Origin of the sequence: Actinoplanes sp. NPDC051343 (genome assembly GCF_044455125.1) — a bacterium.
In the GTDB taxonomy this organism is placed as follows: domain Bacteria; phylum Actinomycetota; class Actinomycetes; order Mycobacteriales; family Micromonosporaceae; genus Actinoplanes.
This window is the reverse complement of sequence record NZ_JBITEL010000001.1, coordinates 488,163-501,975: the sequence shown is the minus strand read 5'-3', so window position 1 is coordinate 501,975 and position 13,813 is coordinate 488,163. Positions and strand designations below refer to the sequence as shown.

The window sequence follows — 13,813 nt, the reverse complement described above, 5'->3', positions numbered from 1 at the left end:
GTCAAACCCGGTGGATGCTGAGCATCGAGCCGACGGTCCGCAGGATGATCTTCAGGTCGAGGCCGAGCGACCAGTGCTCGATGTAGTGGTTGTCGTAGCGCACCCGGTCCTCGATCGAGGTGTCGCCGCGCAGCCCGTGAATCTGTGCCCAGCCGGTGATCCCGGCCGGCACGCGGTGCCGGTCGGCGTAGCCGGAGTAGGTGCGCTGGAACTGCTGGACGAAGTACGGCCGCTCGGGCCGCGGCCCGACCAGCGACATGTCGCCGCGCAGCACGTTGAACAGCTGGGGCAGTTCGTCCAGGGAGCTGAACCGCAGCAGCTTGCCGATCCGGCCGAGCCGGACGTCCTCGTTGATGTTCCACTTGACCTGCGACTCCAGGGCGGTGGCCGGGGTCAGCGAGCGGAACTTGAGGATGGTGAACGGCCGGCCGTCGCGGCTGATGCGCTCCTGCCGGAACAGCACCCCGTGCCGGCGTGACTCGAGCCGCACCAGAAGCATGCAGATCAGCAGGATCGGTGAGAGCAGCAGAAGACCGAGGGCGGCGCCGGCCACGTCGATCATGCGCTTGACGGCCCACCGCCGGGTCTGTGCGGGCTCGGGCCGCAGGCGTACGAGTGGAATGCCGTGCACGTGCTCGGCGCCGGTCAGGCCGCCGATCTCGTGGAGGCGGGGGACGATGTGGACGCTCAGGCCGCCCCGCCGGCACTGCCGCAGCCGGGCGACCAGGTCGGTGTCCGAGCCGGGCGGAAACGTGACGATCAGGTGGACCGGCTTGTACTTCTTGATCGCCTTCTCCAGCCCGTCCGCGGACGCCAGCACCGGCAGGCGCGGCGGCGTCAACGGCCGGGTGCCGACGAAGCCGACCGGGACCAGTCCGTACGCCCGGTCGGCGCGCAGGGCCTCGGCCAGCATCTGGGCCACGCCGTCACAGCCGAACAGCAGGGTGACCCTGCCGGGGGAGCGTCGGCGGTGCCGGCGCAGCAGGCGGTAGCCGGCGGTGCGGGCCAGCACCAGCGCGGTCAGCAGGGCGGCCGCCCCCAGCGGCGTAACCGGGGTCAGCGAACGGCCGACCAGCCCACCCCCGGCCCGGGCCGCCAGCCAGGCCCCACCGGCCACGACGGCCGCGACCCCGAGGATGAGCCGGGGCAGGTCATCGAGGACCGAGAACTGCAGCCGGGCCCGGTACAGGCCGGCCAGCCCGAAGATGAGCAGTGTGGCGAGCGCACGGACTGCGACGGCCGGCAGCGGGCACCCCACCGCGTACGTGCCGCCCAGCAGGGCGGTCGTGTCGAGGGTGAGCAGGAGGACGGCCTCGCCGATCGCTCCCCGCATCGGCCGGCGCAACGCCGGCGCCGGGGCCGCCGATGCGGTGGGCCGGGGTCTGTCGGTGCGCAGCGCGACGGCGGACGAACTGCCCTCGCGAGTCAACGAAGCGAACTGGAACACGGCACTCCCGATGTGGCGAGGTGGCACGCGGAAACGTTCGCTCAAAAGACTGTCAGCCCGACGAGGGGCGCCTACAGTTCAAAATGTCAGGCAGAAAGTGAATGATCTTCATGTAATTTGGGCGCACTCCAGAGTGCCGCTCCGGCGTTCGGTCAACACGAAACGGGCGAAAGACGCCCTGCCTGATCGGCAAACCGGGCCGGACAGGCAGGGCGGGATGTGCGGCGGTCAGCGCAGGCGGACCACCAGCGTGTGCCGGCCGCCGCCGCCCGGCGTGGTCACCAGTTCGGTGCCGCGAGGGGTGAGCACCGTCGAGGTGCCGACCCGGTGACCGTCCAGCGTCGCCGACGTCACCGTGGCGCCGACCGGCAGCACGACACCGGTGGCGAGCCGCGCCGGCACGGCCGCGTTCACGGTCACGGTCAGTGTCCTGCCGCGCTGCTCGGCCCGTACGTCCAGCCGGCCGTTACCCACCGCGATGTCGGAGCCGGCGATGCGGGTCTGGCCGGCCGGCAGCTGCGGCACCACGGTGACCAGGCCGCGGCCCAGGTTGGGCTGCACGCCGAGCTGCTGGTGCACCACCGGCCAGAGGATCCCGTACGTCCCCCAGGTCTGCAGCACACTGGATCGGGACAGGAAGTCCAGGCTCATGTTGGTGCCGAAGTCCGGCGACGGCAGGATCTCCGGCATCGCGCCGGGCATCTCCCACACCGACGGATCGAGCTGGCTGCGGGCGTTGGCGGTGGTATAGGTCGCCTGCTCGGCGAGCCGGCCGTAATTGCCCTCGGCCACCGCCATGATGGCGTTGCCGAGCGAGAAGATGTCCCGCTCCGACGGCACCGCGGAGACCACGCTGTCACAGGACGGGCCCTTGTTCCCGGCCGGGTCGCTGGTCGGGCCCGTGCCGGTGTGGAAGAAGCCGAACTCGCCGGTGAAGCAGTCCCGCTCCCGCTGGGTCAGCGCCGTGTTCGCGTGCGCCGGGTCGGCCACCGACGCGCCGCCGGGCAGTTCCGCCTCCATCGGCACGGCACCGATCCAGTAGCGCTGGTAGAGCTTGACGTTGCCGGGGTCGGCCAGCGAATCGGCGTACGAGTTGGCGTCGCCGCCGTACCACCAGGCCGCCTCGAACTTCTGCTCGCGGGTGCGGGCCTGCGCCGTCGCCCACGACGTGGTCGCCGTGTCGCCCCGGGACGCGGCCATGTCGGCCAGGTCGAGCAGCCCCCGGATGGTGTAGACGGCGACGTCCAGCTTCTCCGCGCCCATGCCCGCCCGCTCGACGTTGCCACTGCCCTCGGGCCACCCGTCGCCGTCGGCGTCCAGCGACAACGCGTACTTCATGTTCCGCACCGCGAAGTCGTACATGTCGTCGCGGAACCGGTTGTCTCCCGTCCACCGCCAGACCAGGGCGACCGTGCTCGGGAACTTCACCGTCTCGTCGGTGTTGCCGGGGTCGGCGTTCGTACCGTAATAGACCTGCCCGTCCGGGGTGACCTCGTGCACCACCTTGCCCGAGTGGCCGTTGGCGAGGTCGCTGATGTCGCGCAGCGCCCGGAGGTGGTCCTCGATCGCCGTGAACTGCCCGGCCGCGACGGCGGCGAACGCGCTGTACTCACCGTCGGTGGCAAAGATCCACGGATAGTCCGGCCAGCCGGCACCCATCCACCGCACCTTGGCGACCGTGCCCGCCGGCGCCGGGAACTGGGTGCCCTGGTTGCTGGCGAACACGTGAAGGTCGCGCGACTCCTGGACGGAATCCGCCAGGTTCTGCTTCGACTGCTCGACGCTGCGCTGCAGCAGCCGGTCGCCGGGCAGGTCCACGGTGGTCCGCCGGGCCACGGCCTGCCGCGCGGCTTTCTTGGCCGCGAGGGCCCCGGCCGGGTCGCGCAGCGCCTTCGCCAGCTCGCCACGGGCGGCGCCGAGGCCCTGGTCGGAGCCGGCGACGGCGAACCAGACCGTGCGGCCGCCGGTCACCTGGTAGGACAATCGGCCACCGGTGCCCTTGCCGTACGCGCTGTCGTCGCACACCGCCGGAGCCGGGTCACCGCAGACCACGTCACCCTGCGGCCCGCGCATGCCCGCACCGAGCGCGTGCCCGGCCGGCGTGAGGCTGCTGCCGACCAGCGCGGCCCAGTCGTGCGCCCGGGCGCCGGTCACCGGTGGCGTGCCCCGGTCGCGGAAGACCAGGTTGCGGCCGTCGAACGAGCCGGCGTCGGGCAGGTTGGCCTGCGTCTGGCCGGGGATGGTGGACCCCCACGGGTAAACCGACATCAGCTCCGAGTGCGCGTCCACGGTCAGCCTCAGGTTGCCGGCCTGGGCCGGCACGGTCAGGCCGATGAGTACGGCCCGGCCGCCGTCCGGCACGACATCGGTGCGCTGAATGCGCACACCCCCTGGTCCGGCCAGGCTCATCTCCGTGTAGCCAGGGGCGGAGGTGAACTGACTCGCGGTCAGCCAGGTGCCGTTCACGCCGAACCAGACGCCGTCGAGCAGCTTGATCGGCTGACTCCAGATGCCGCCCATCTCGCCGCGGATGTGCCAGCCGGTGCCCGGGTAGGTGCCGTCCTCGGCGCCCACCTCGTACGCCCGGTCGCCGGTGACGACGAAACGCCGGTTGCCGAGCTGGCTGGTCTCCGACAGCGTTCCGGCATTCGGCGGGTGGGCAGCCGCGGGCGGCCCGAAGCCGAGGACTGCGGTCACCGCGGCCGTGGCGGTGGCGAGGAATCGGCGGAGGTTGACTGAGGACTGCGCCATGACACTCTCCCGGCATCGATCGTCGCTGATCAAATCCGACATTGGTCCGGTCACGTCCCCGGGCGCAAGTGCTCGGCAGCATTCAGATCCGCCACGCGGTGTTCTCCGGAGCCCTCAAAAGGCCACACACCGGGATCCTCCCGGGCGAAACAATTGCCACCTATCGGGTCGTCAGATGAGCCGGTGTGCCGCGGCCACTGCGGCGGCCGCCTCCGAGGCGAAGGCCCGCAGCGCACCCGCGACCACCGGCGCGATCTGCTGAATCTGCTCGCACCCGCGGTGGCTGAACGGGGTTCACGAACGATCCCGGTACAGGTCGAGCAGACCCCAGGTGGTGCCGCCGGGGCGAGGCGGCCCGCAACTCGTCGCCGTACCCCTGAGGCGCCAGCTACTTCCGGTAGCGGGCGCTGCCGGTGGGCCGGTTGCCGGTGGCGTCGTACAGCGCCTCGATCGTGCGCTCGCGCGTCGCATTCGGCATGGACATCCCTGTCGCTCCGGGTCGGCGCCACGATCGGTGGAAACGCGGAACGGCGGCCCACTGAAACCAGTGGGCCGCCGTTCTTGAAGCGTAGGTCAGAGCGGACGAATGTTTTCCGCCTGCGGGCCCTTCTGGCCCTGGGTGATGTCGAATTCGACCTTCTGGTTCTCGTCGAGGCTGCGGTAGCCACTCGTCGAGATCGCGGAGAAGTGGGCGAAAACGTCCGCTCCACCGTCGTCCGGGGTGATGAAGCCGAAGCCCTTGTCAGCGTTGAACCACTTGACGGTACCTGTAGTCATTGTCTGCTCCTTAGCAGGCTGTTTCTAAACCGCACTGTGCGGTCTTGCGTGCCGCCGCGTTGATCACCCGCGCCGAACCGACACGACACGCAAAAGGCGCCTGGAATGGGGGGATTTAGATAACCCATCAGGCGCCAAGACGTCTACGGAAATCAAAACTGCAACGAAGGCACGCTATCACATCTGCCAGGACTTGGTGGCAACACGCCGCCGCGTGTCTTCGCCGCCGCGGCCGGCACGCCACGGCGTGCAGTGTCCGCTGATCGAGGGGGTCGCCCGGCCGTGGCGGCACGGCCGGGCGAATCGCCAGGTCAGACCCGCCGACGGCCGCGCACGCCGGCGACCAGCGCGACGCCGACGGCCGCGAGGACGACCTGAATCAGGTGTTCGATCCAGTTGATGCCGCTGGTGTGGGCGACGCCCAGCGCGGACGCGATCAGGAAGCCGATGAAGGCGGCGACGATGCCGATGACGATCGTCAACACGATGCTGATGTTCTGTTTACCAGGGACGACCAGCCGCCCCAGGGCGCCGATGATCGCACCGATGATGATGGTCCAGATGATCACGGCAAGGGTGATGTGCATGGTCAGACGCCTCCAGGGGGACGGCTCGGGATGAGGACACCGAGGGGTTGCCCCGTGCGGCCCGAACGGAAACGAATTCCCTGTGCCGTCGCTGTCAGGCCGGCCGTGGCGAGGGCTGGAAGACCCTCCCGCGGAAAGATCGAGCCGGCCCCATCGACGGACGGGGCCGGCTCAGATGCTGCGTGGCGCGATCAGTTCTTGAACGCGTCCTTGATCTTCTCGCCGGCCTGCTTGACGTCGGACGACGTCTCGTCGCCCTTGCCCTCGGCCTTCAGGTCCTTGTTGTCGGTGGCTTCGCCGACGCCCTGCTTGGCCTTACCCTCGGCCTCCTGGGCCTTGTTGCCGATCTTGTCGTCGAGTCCCATGACGATCCTCTCCCGCGCACCCGCGGACCCCGTCGGCTGACGACGTCTCGCTGGAGCAGCGGAGCTCACCGCCGGGGTGCCCCAGGCCGGCCACCCGAAACACAACTTGGCGTTTCGATGCACGCCTCGGCGTTTCGGTTCAGCGTCGCCGGTCTCCACCGCGTCCGGGCGCGGAAAGGAACACGGTGGCCGCCGGCCGCGCCGTCGCCTCCGGCGGCTCGGCGGCCGGCTGGTCATCCTCGGCGCGCTCCGGTTCGTGGACCAGCTGGTGCGACTTCTCGGCCTTCTCCAGCATCTGCTGCAGCGTGAACTGCCCACGCTCGCCGCTCAGGTCGACCTCGATGCGGCAGAACTGGTCACAGGGATATTCGACGACGAACGTCGCCTGGGGGCCGGCCGTCATGCCGTGGCCCCGTCGCGGGGAAAAAGGCATGCGTCGCCACGGTCGTGAAGATTTGGCATGCACCGATCGTAGCCATGCTCCGGGGCCGCGCCGCCGAACCATGCGAACAACAGACAGATTGTGCGACCGGACGCTGCTCCGGTCGTGGCCACGCGGCGTTTACCGGGTCGATCGGTGGGCACTCCCATGAATGTCAGGGCGTCATCCCCGCCCGGTGGCCGGGTCCGGTCACCTTTTGCGTGACAACCCCCTCGGAGCCCGGCATGACCTCCCCTCAGGAAAAGAACGCACACGGTGCCAGCGAACGCGCCGAGGCGCGTGACCGCGTCCCGAACGCCGGGCCCGCCGACGACTCGCCGGACGCCGGCGGCGCCCACGCCGCCGGGCGGGAGCGGGCCGGGCAGGGTGCGCACGCTGCGGACGCCGACCGTACGGACGGGGACGCGCCCGCGCGGGACCTCGGCCGTTCCGAAGGCGGCTCGCATGTCGCGATCGTGGCGGACCGCCGGTCGGTCGTCGACCGCGAGAAGAAGCGCTACGGCGGCATCAAGTGGGGCTCGGCGTTCTTCGGCTGGATCACCGCCACCGGCGCGGCGGTCATCCTGACCGCTCTGCTGATCGCCGGCGGCGCCGCGGTCGGCGTCAACACCAGCATCGGTGACACCGCCGGGCAGGCCGCCAAGATCGGTGTCGGCGGCGCGGTCGCGTTGCTGGTGGTCCTGCTGGTCGCCTACTTCTGCGGCGGCTACGTCGCCGGCCGGATGGCCCGTTTCAACGGCGTGAAGCAGGGCGTCGCCGTCTGGATCTGGGGGATCGTCATCGCGGTGGTGGTCGCGATCGCCGGCAAGGTTCTCGGCGACAAGTACGACGTCCTGGCCAGGCTCGGGGGCTTCCCGCGCCTGCCGTTCAGCGGCGGCGACGTGACGACGGCCGCGGTCGTCGCTCTGGTGATCGCGGTGGTGGCCACCCTGGTCGGAGCCGTCCTCGGTGGTCTCGCGGGCATGCGGTTCCACCGCAAGGTCGACCGGGCCGGTCTCGGCGCCTGACCAGCCGCTGGACCATTCAGCCACGTCCCCGGAAGGACCATCATGATCACCAATAGCGACGTTCAGAAGCTCACCGGCGCCACCGTGTACGGCTCCGACGGCAACAAGATCGGGTCGGTCGGCCAGGTCTATCTGGACAACCGCACCGACGACCCGCAGTGGGTGACGGTGAAGACCGGCTTGTTCGGCACGAAGGAGACGTTCGTCCCGCTGGACAATGCCCGACTTTCCGGCGAACGCGTCGAGGTGCCCTACAGCAAGGACCAGGTCAAGGGCGCCCCGCGGATCGACGAGGACGGCGAACTCAGTTCGGCCGACGAAAATGAGCTCTACCGGCACTATGGGCTCACCTCGGCCGACGACCGTGAGGCCGACGACCGCGAGGCCGACGGCCGCCAGACCGGCCGCCAGACCGACCGCCAGACCGATGACCGTCAGGCCGATGACCGCCAGGCCGACCGGCAGACCGATGATCGGGAGACCGGGACGCGCGATGCCGCGGCCGAGGGCGACGGCGTCGGCGGGCCCGGGCGCCACCGCTCCGATGACGGTGCGGAGGACAACGCGATGACCCGGTCCGAGGAGCGGCTCGTTGCCGGGACGCGCACGGAGAACGCCGGGAAGGCACGGCTGCGCAAACACATCGTGACGGAGCGGCAGCAGGTCGACGTCCCGGTCCGCCGGGAAGAAGTACGCCTCGAGCGGGAGCCGGTCGCCGGCGCGAACCGCGACGAGGCTACGTCCGGATCCGACCTGGGTGAATCCGAGCACGAGGTCATCCTGCACGCCGAACGGCCCGTGGTGAACACCGAGACCGTCCCGGTCGAGCGCGTGCGTCTCGCCAAGGAGACCGTGACCGATCAGCAGCGTGTCAGCGGTGAAGTGCGCAAGGAGCAGATCGACTTCCAGGGCGACGAGGGCCGCGGCTCCTGACCCCGCCCGCCTGAGCTCGCCGGCGTCGAAGCTCCGGTCGGACCGGTGGCACTTTCGTACCATTGGCCGGACATGAAGATCAGTCGATGGTCGGTCGAATCGGGACGACCTTCTCGCGAGGCTGGAGTAGTCCGCCAGCAGCGAGGAGGCATCGGTCATGCGTAAGGTTCTTCTGATCATCGCGGGTGTGGTCGTGGTCGTGTGCGGAGTCGGCGGCTTCTTCGGCTACCGGGCCGTCAAGCTCGGCCGCGAGATCGCGAAGTCGTCGATCACCCAGCAGCAGTTCGACGCGCAGCGCGTCGGAGGGGACGAGACCGCGGTGCGGGACGCCCTGCCGACACCCATGAAAGACGTCGACGAGCGGGACCTCTACGCCAAGAACGATCCGGCGGACCAGGGCCGGCCGTCCGGCGCCTCGTGCATCTACTACGCGATCAAGCCGCTCAGCAAAGGCAAGGACCGGCCGATGTTCCGGTTCTGCTTCACCGACGGCAAGCTCGCGGAGAAGAAGCAGATCCGGGTCGAGGGCTGATGGCCCGGGCGGCGGCCTGGTGGGGGCACCTGCGCGGGGTGCCGCCCGGCCGCCTGGCGTACGAGATCGCCCTGGCCGCCGCCCTGCCGGCGCTGACCGCCTGGCTCTCGGCGCGCCCCGGCAGTCTGCCGTTGTGGCTGGTCGTCGCCCTGGCGGCGGCCGACGCCGTTCTGGTGGCGCTCCGGCGCCGGTTCCCGGCCACCGTTCTGCTCGTCGCGGTGGTGCTCGGCAGTGCGTTCGGCCAGGTCGACCAGGTGCTGCTGTTCGGACTGGCCTACTCGACGGGATTCCGCATCCGCGGTCCCTGGCATCTCACCGCGGCGCTGGCGGCGGCCCTGGTCGCGCAGACCGCCGGCAACTGGTTCAAGGATGGTGTGATCGGCTCCGCGCTGCTCCTGGTCGGTGCGGGACTCTTCATCCTCGTGATCGTCTTCCCGGCGATCCTCGCCCGGCTGTCGGCTCAGCGCCGCCGGATTCTGAGCCTCATGCACGAACGTACGGTCTACCTGACCCGGCAGCAGCAGATCGTCGCCGAGCAGGCCCGGGTCCGCGAAGCCAACCGGATCGCCCGGGAGATGCACGACTCGCTGGGTCACCGGCTCACGCTGATCTCGCTCTACACGGGCGCGTTGCGGTCCTCGCCGGGCAGCGCGGACGAAACCGTGGAACTGCTGCACGCCACCTCGGTGTCGGCCATGGACGAACTGCGCACCATCGTCACGGTCCTGCGCGACGACACGGTCGGTGAGGAACCACCGCGGCGGAGCACGACGGCCGACGTCGAGAGTCTGATCGACGACGCCCGGGCGGCCGGGGTCGGCATCGAGGTGACCCGCTCCGGCGAGGCGGTCGACCTTCCGCCGATGATCGATCAGGCGGCGTACCGCACGGTTCAGGAAGGCGTCACCAATGCTCTGCGGCACGCGCGCGGTGCGTTCGTGCACGCCGCTCTCCGGTACGAACAGGACGCGCTGGTCGTCGAGGTGGTGAACGGGCCCGGCCACCGGCACGACGCGCCGACCAGCGGTCAAGGCCTGTACGGGCTGGCCGAACGGGTGCGCCTCGCCGGGGGAGTGCTCTACCACGGCACCGAGCCGGACGGCGGTTTCCGGCTGGCGGCCACCCTTCCGCTGACCAGCACCGCGCCGCGGGCGTCCGAGCCGTGGACCGCCGAGCCGGCCCCGCCCGACGACTTCGGCGACGACCTGCGACGGGCCGATCAGCGCCGCCGCCTGTGGACGGTCGCCGCCGGCTTCGGCCTGATCCTGGTCCTCGGGTTGTGCGCCGGAGGCATCTGGCTCACGGTCCGTCAACAGACCGTCAGCCGGGAAACCTACGACGGGCTGCGCGTCGGCGAAGCGACCACGACCGTACGAAAGAAACTGCCGGACCGATCCGCCGAGCTGCACCCGTCCCGGATTTCGCCGGCGCCGCCCGGCGCCCAGTGTGCCGTCTACCGGGCCGCCCCGGACACCAAGGCGGCGCGGGCGCCGGCGGGATACCGTTTCTGCTTCCGAGCCGGAGCACTGATCTCCAAGGAGACACTCGACGATGTCGGCTGAGTCGCGGATGCTCCGGGTCCTGATCGCCGACGATGACGAGCTGACCCGCGGCGGCATCCGCATGATCCTCGCGGGCCTTCCCGATGTCGAGGTCGTCGCCGAGGCGGCCGACGGCGCGCGGGCCCGCGACCTGGCCATCCGGCACCGCCCGGATGTCGTGCTGATGGACATCCGGATGCCCGTGCTGGACGGTCTGGCCGCCCTGCGGGAGATCGGCCGTCACTGCGGGTCGGCGGTCCTCATGCTGACCACCTTCGGTGAAGAGGAGTACATCGACGAGGCGCTCGCCGGTGGTGCGGCCGGCTTCGTCCTCAAAAGCTCGGCCGCCGAGGAGCTCCCACCGGCCTTGCGGGCGGCGGCGGCCGGTGAGATGTTCCTGTCGCCGCCGGCCACCCGCCGCGCGGTCACCCGGCTCCGGCGCCTGCTGCCGACGCCCGCCGGCGACGGTGACACGGCGCGGGTGGCCCAGCTCAGTGACCGCGAACGCGACGTGCTGAGACTGCTCGCCCAAGGGCTGCCCAACACCGGCATCTGCGAACGGCTGGTCATCAGCGAGAGCACCGTCAAGTCGCACGTCAGCCGGATCCTGCTCAAGCTGGGCTGCGACAACCGGGTGCAGGCGGCTCTGCTGGCACATCGCGCCGGGCTGCTCAGGTAGGCCGGCCGGTTGCCCGTGACTCCCGCCGCGGATAGAAAGGCTGCGGGAGCTGCGTAGGCGGCGGATCGAGAGGAGCGATCGTGTACTCCAGGACACCGAGCATGATCGGCATCGACGAGACGCTGCGGGCCGTCGCCGAGAAGCTGCACGATGAGACCGACGAGCTGGTCGAGTCCATGCTCGCCCGGATGCGCGACGAAGCGCCCGACTTCGACACCGCCTCGCGGCCCGAACTCGCCGACGGCCTGCGCGCGTCGTGCTACGGCAACGTTCAGGTCGCGCTGCCCGCCCTGGGCGGCGACCGCCGGCCGCCCCGCCATGCCCCGGCCGCGGCCTTGAGCGAGGCGCGGGCGACCGCCCGCGCCGACATCGCCCTCGAGCCGTTGCTGCACACCTACCGCATCGGTCACGCCGTCGTGCTCGAACGGTTCTTCGTGCTCATCGAGGACATGGACCTGTCCTCGGCGCAGCGGCACAGCGCCACGCTGATCGGGTCCAAATACCTTTTCGCGTACGTCGACCGCGTCGTCGGCGAGGTGTCCGAGGAGTACACCGCCGAACGTCAACGGGTGCTCAGCAGCAGCATCCAGCGACGCGTCCAGCTCGTCCGCGACCTGCTCGGCGGGGCCAGCGTCGACGGCGTGGAACTCGGCTACCGCCTCGGACAGGAGCACCTCGCGGTGATCGCCACCGGGCCGGACGCGGACGCGTCGCTGCGTGACCTGGCGCGCCGGATGGAGAGGAGCCTGCTCACCCTCGCGATGACCGACGACACCGTGTGGGCCTGGCTGGGTTCGCTCCGGCGTTCGGCACCCGGCCCGCGCCATGATGCCGGGTGGGCGCAGGTCGCGGGCCGGACCCGGTACGCCGTCGGCGAACCGGCGTGGGGCATCGAAGGATTCCGGGACAGCCACGAGCAGGCGCTCGCCGCCCAGCGGGTCGCCACGCATCTGCCGCAGCCGGTCACGCACTACGACGACGTCGCGCTGGAAGCCACGCTGCTGTGCGACGTCCGGGCCGCGCGCCGCTTCGTCGAACGCGAGCTCGGCCCGTTGACCTCGCCCGACCCGCGCAACCGGGTGCTGCTGGAGACGCTCGGCGGCTATCTGCGGTCCGGTCTCAACGCGGCCGCCGCCGCGGTGCTGCTCAACGTCAGCGACCGCACCGTGGCGTACCGCGTGCACGGCGTCGAAGACCTGCTCGGACGCAGTGTCCTTGCCCGCAGCGCCGAGCTCGCCGCGGCCGTACGGCTGTACGGCGTGCTCAACCCGTGACACCGTCCCGGCGATGACGGCGGCGACCGGCCGGTTCGATGTTGTGGTTGAGCGCGAACAGGTTGCCGGGGTCGTACGCGCGCTTGACCTCGGCCAGGCGGGCGTAGGTCGCGGCCGGGTACGCCGACGCGAGGTCCGCCGCCGTCGCCGAGCCCTGGAAGTTGACGTAGGTGCCGGTGCCGTGGGCGGCCACGGCGTGCCACGGCCTGAGCGCCTGCTCGACCTCCTGGTCGGCCGCCGTGCCGGGTAGCGTCAGCAGGGCGACGATCATCGCCTCGGCGTCGCGATGCGCGAAGGCGGTCGCGTCCGCCGGCACCCGGCCGAACGCCCCGCCGAGGCTGCGCACCGCGACGGCGGCAGGAACCGGGCCGGCGTGCAGACGGACGACGTCGGCGATCAGCGCGTCATCGAGGTGCGCGACGAGAGTGTCGCGGGTCGCCCGCCGCAGGTTCGGCGGTGGGGTCGCGTTTTCCAGGATCTCGCAGTACCGGCGTTCGGAGACGTTGACAGCGGTCACGGTGCCCAGTTCCCGCAGCGGCTCGATCGCGGCGCGGGCCTCGCCGGCCGTGGTGCCGGGGGCACCGGCGAAACAGAGCAGCACCACCGCGGACGCCGGCCCGTCCGGTGCCCGCGGCGGCAGCGCCAGCGTGCTGGACAGTTCTTCCGGCGCGGCCCGCATCGCGTCGCGCCACCGGGCCATCAGGTCGGCCGGGTCGCCGAGCCGGTAGACCACCATCCCGAAGTGCACGATGCGGACCGGTTGGGCGACGAAGTCGAAGTCGACGACGACACCGAAGTTGCCGCCGCCGCCGCGCAGCGCCCAGAACAGGTCGGGGTGCTCGTCCGGCGACGCGGAGAGCAGCCTGCCGTCGGCGGTCACCACCCGGGCGCCGGCCAGGTTGTCGATAGTCAGCCCGTACCGGCGCACCATCCAGCCGATGCCGCCGCCCAGGGTGAGGCCGCCGACGCCGACATCGGCGGTGTCGCCGGCGGTCACGGCCCATCCGTACGGGTCGAGCGCGGAGCCGACCCGGCCCCACGTGGCGCCGCCGCCGACCCGTACCAGCCGACGGCCGGTGTCGAGGACCTGGACGTCGTCCAGATGCGCCAGGTCGATGACCATCCCGCCGGTGTTGGTGCCGTGTCCGAGGGGGCTGTGCCCGCCCGAGCGCACCGAGACCGCCAGGGCGTTGCGTCCGGCGTGGGCGATCGCGGCCGCAACCTGGTCCGGTCCGCGCGGCCGTACCACCACTGCCGGGGCGCCGGTCGCGAAGAACGACCGTGCCGCCGCCTCGTATCCCTCGTCCCCGGCCCGCGCGACTTCGCCTGCCATCTCTGTCAGCCATACCGTCATCGGTCTCTTCTCCCGCGTCGTGGCGGCTCGCCGGCCGCCGGAATGCCTACCTTCATGAGCCTCGCGTCCGGCGCGGGCCGACGGCTATGCGCAAACCGCAAGAGGAAGCCCCGGGTTTGCGGTT

The 13,813-nt window shown here is 70.9% G+C and carries 13 protein-coding genes; 6 read left to right on the top strand and 7 right to left on the bottom strand.

Going from position 1 to position 13,813, the window contains the following annotated elements; translation table 11 throughout:
* Window position 1: 1 nt before the first annotated feature.
* The 6 genes from ACIA5C_RS02175 to ACIA5C_RS02150 all read right to left on the bottom strand — a co-directional run bounded on the left by ACIA5C_RS02175 (window position 2) and on the right by ACIA5C_RS02150 (window position 6,330).
* The gene (locus ACIA5C_RS02175; RefSeq protein ID WP_396050317.1) at window positions 2-1,447 is read right to left on the bottom strand and encodes an exopolysaccharide biosynthesis polyprenyl glycosylphosphotransferase; all 1,446 of its coding nucleotides are present in this window, start codon (window positions 1,445-1,447) and stop codon (window positions 2-4) included.
* Between the two features lie 228 nt (window positions 1,448-1,675).
* Entirely contained in the window at window positions 1,676-4,198 is a 2,523-nt protein-coding gene (locus ACIA5C_RS02170) for a hypothetical protein (RefSeq protein WP_396050314.1), read from the bottom strand.
* A gap of 573 nt (window positions 4,199-4,771) precedes the next feature.
* Window positions 4,772-4,975, bottom strand: a complete 204-nt coding sequence (locus ACIA5C_RS02165) for a cold-shock protein (RefSeq protein ID WP_203809918.1) — start codon at window positions 4,973-4,975, stop codon at window positions 4,772-4,774.
* 311 nt (window positions 4,976-5,286) lie between these two features.
* Complete coding sequence (locus ACIA5C_RS02160; protein ID WP_396050312.1) at window positions 5,287-5,562, bottom strand: GlsB/YeaQ/YmgE family stress response membrane protein; 276 nt, start codon at window positions 5,560-5,562, stop codon at window positions 5,287-5,289.
* Between the two features lie 191 nt (window positions 5,563-5,753).
* Window positions 5,754-5,927 carry a CsbD family protein gene (locus tag ACIA5C_RS02155; RefSeq protein ID WP_396050310.1) on the bottom strand — a complete coding sequence of 58 codons (174 nt, stop codon included), beginning with the start codon at window positions 5,925-5,927 and terminating at the stop codon, window positions 5,754-5,756.
* Window positions 5,928-6,066: 139 nt separating this feature from the next.
* Entirely contained in the window at window positions 6,067-6,330 is a 264-nt protein-coding gene (locus tag ACIA5C_RS02150; RefSeq protein WP_396050307.1) for a hypothetical protein, read from the bottom strand.
* A 263-nt stretch (window positions 6,331-6,593) separates the two neighbouring features.
* Between ACIA5C_RS02150 and ACIA5C_RS02145 the strand changes: the two genes are divergently transcribed.
* The 6 genes from ACIA5C_RS02145 (at window position 6,594) to ACIA5C_RS02120 (ending at window position 12,335) form a co-directional block, all read left to right on the top strand.
* A complete protein-coding gene (locus tag ACIA5C_RS02145) occupies window positions 6,594-7,376 on the top strand; it encodes a hypothetical protein (RefSeq protein ID WP_396050305.1) in 783 nt (260 codons plus the stop codon).
* 42 nt (window positions 7,377-7,418) lie between these two features.
* Window positions 7,419-8,309 carry a DUF2382 domain-containing protein gene (locus tag ACIA5C_RS02140; RefSeq protein ID WP_396050302.1) on the top strand — a complete coding sequence of 297 codons (891 nt, stop codon included), beginning with the start codon at window positions 7,419-7,421 and terminating at the stop codon, window positions 8,307-8,309.
* A gap of 157 nt (window positions 8,310-8,466) precedes the next feature.
* A complete protein-coding gene (locus ACIA5C_RS02135; protein ID WP_396050300.1) occupies window positions 8,467-8,841 on the top strand; it encodes a hypothetical protein in 375 nt (124 codons plus the stop codon).
* On the top strand, window positions 8,841-10,403 hold the full coding sequence (locus ACIA5C_RS02130) for a sensor histidine kinase (protein ID WP_396050298.1): 1,563 nt from the start codon (window positions 8,841-8,843) through the stop codon (window positions 10,401-10,403). Before ACIA5C_RS02135 ends, ACIA5C_RS02130 begins: the two co-directional genes overlap by 1 nt.
* Entirely contained in the window at window positions 10,393-11,061 is a 669-nt protein-coding gene (locus ACIA5C_RS02125; RefSeq protein WP_396050296.1) for a response regulator, read from the top strand. Before ACIA5C_RS02130 ends, ACIA5C_RS02125 begins: the two co-directional genes overlap by 11 nt.
* A gap of 80 nt (window positions 11,062-11,141) precedes the next feature.
* Window positions 11,142-12,335, top strand: coding sequence for a PucR family transcriptional regulator (locus tag ACIA5C_RS02120; protein WP_396050294.1), 1,194 nt, complete (start codon window positions 11,142-11,144; stop codon window positions 12,333-12,335).
* Here the strand turns inward: ACIA5C_RS02120 and ACIA5C_RS02115 are convergent.
* Window positions 12,325-13,668 carry an FAD-binding oxidoreductase gene (locus ACIA5C_RS02115; RefSeq protein ID WP_396050291.1) on the bottom strand — a complete coding sequence of 448 codons (1,344 nt, stop codon included), beginning with the start codon at window positions 13,666-13,668 and terminating at the stop codon, window positions 12,325-12,327. The two genes, ACIA5C_RS02120 and ACIA5C_RS02115, sit on opposite strands and share 11 nt — an antisense overlap.
* Between the last annotated feature and the right edge of the window lie 145 nt (window positions 13,669-13,813).

Coding starts and splice junctions, on each gene's coding strand:
- ACIA5C_RS02170 (WP_396050314.1), bottom strand. CDS start 4,198: ATGGCGCAGTCCTCAGTCAACCTCCGCCGATTCCTCGCCACCGCCACG.
- ACIA5C_RS02165 (WP_203809918.1), bottom strand. CDS start 4,975: ATGACTACAGGTACCGTCAAGTGGTTCAACGCTGACAAGGGCTTCGGC.
- ACIA5C_RS02160 (WP_396050312.1), bottom strand. CDS start 5,562: ATGCACATCACCCTTGCCGTGATCATCTGGACCATCATCATCGGTGCG.
- ACIA5C_RS02155 (WP_396050310.1), bottom strand. CDS start 5,927: ATGGGACTCGACGACAAGATCGGCAACAAGGCCCAGGAGGCCGAGGGT.
- ACIA5C_RS02150 (WP_396050307.1), bottom strand. CDS start 6,330: ATGACGGCCGGCCCCCAGGCGACGTTCGTCGTCGAATATCCCTGTGAC.
- ACIA5C_RS02145 (WP_396050305.1), top strand. CDS start 6,594: ATGACCTCCCCTCAGGAAAAGAACGCACACGGTGCCAGCGAACGCGCC.
- ACIA5C_RS02140 (WP_396050302.1), top strand. CDS start 7,419: ATGATCACCAATAGCGACGTTCAGAAGCTCACCGGCGCCACCGTGTAC.
- ACIA5C_RS02135 (WP_396050300.1), top strand. CDS start 8,467: ATGCGTAAGGTTCTTCTGATCATCGCGGGTGTGGTCGTGGTCGTGTGC.
- ACIA5C_RS02130 (WP_396050298.1), top strand. CDS start 8,841: ATGGCCCGGGCGGCGGCCTGGTGGGGGCACCTGCGCGGGGTGCCGCCC.
- ACIA5C_RS02125 (WP_396050296.1), top strand. CDS start 10,393: ATGTCGGCTGAGTCGCGGATGCTCCGGGTCCTGATCGCCGACGATGAC.
- ACIA5C_RS02115 (WP_396050291.1), bottom strand. CDS start 13,668: ATGGCAGGCGAAGTCGCGCGGGCCGGGGACGAGGGATACGAGGCGGCG.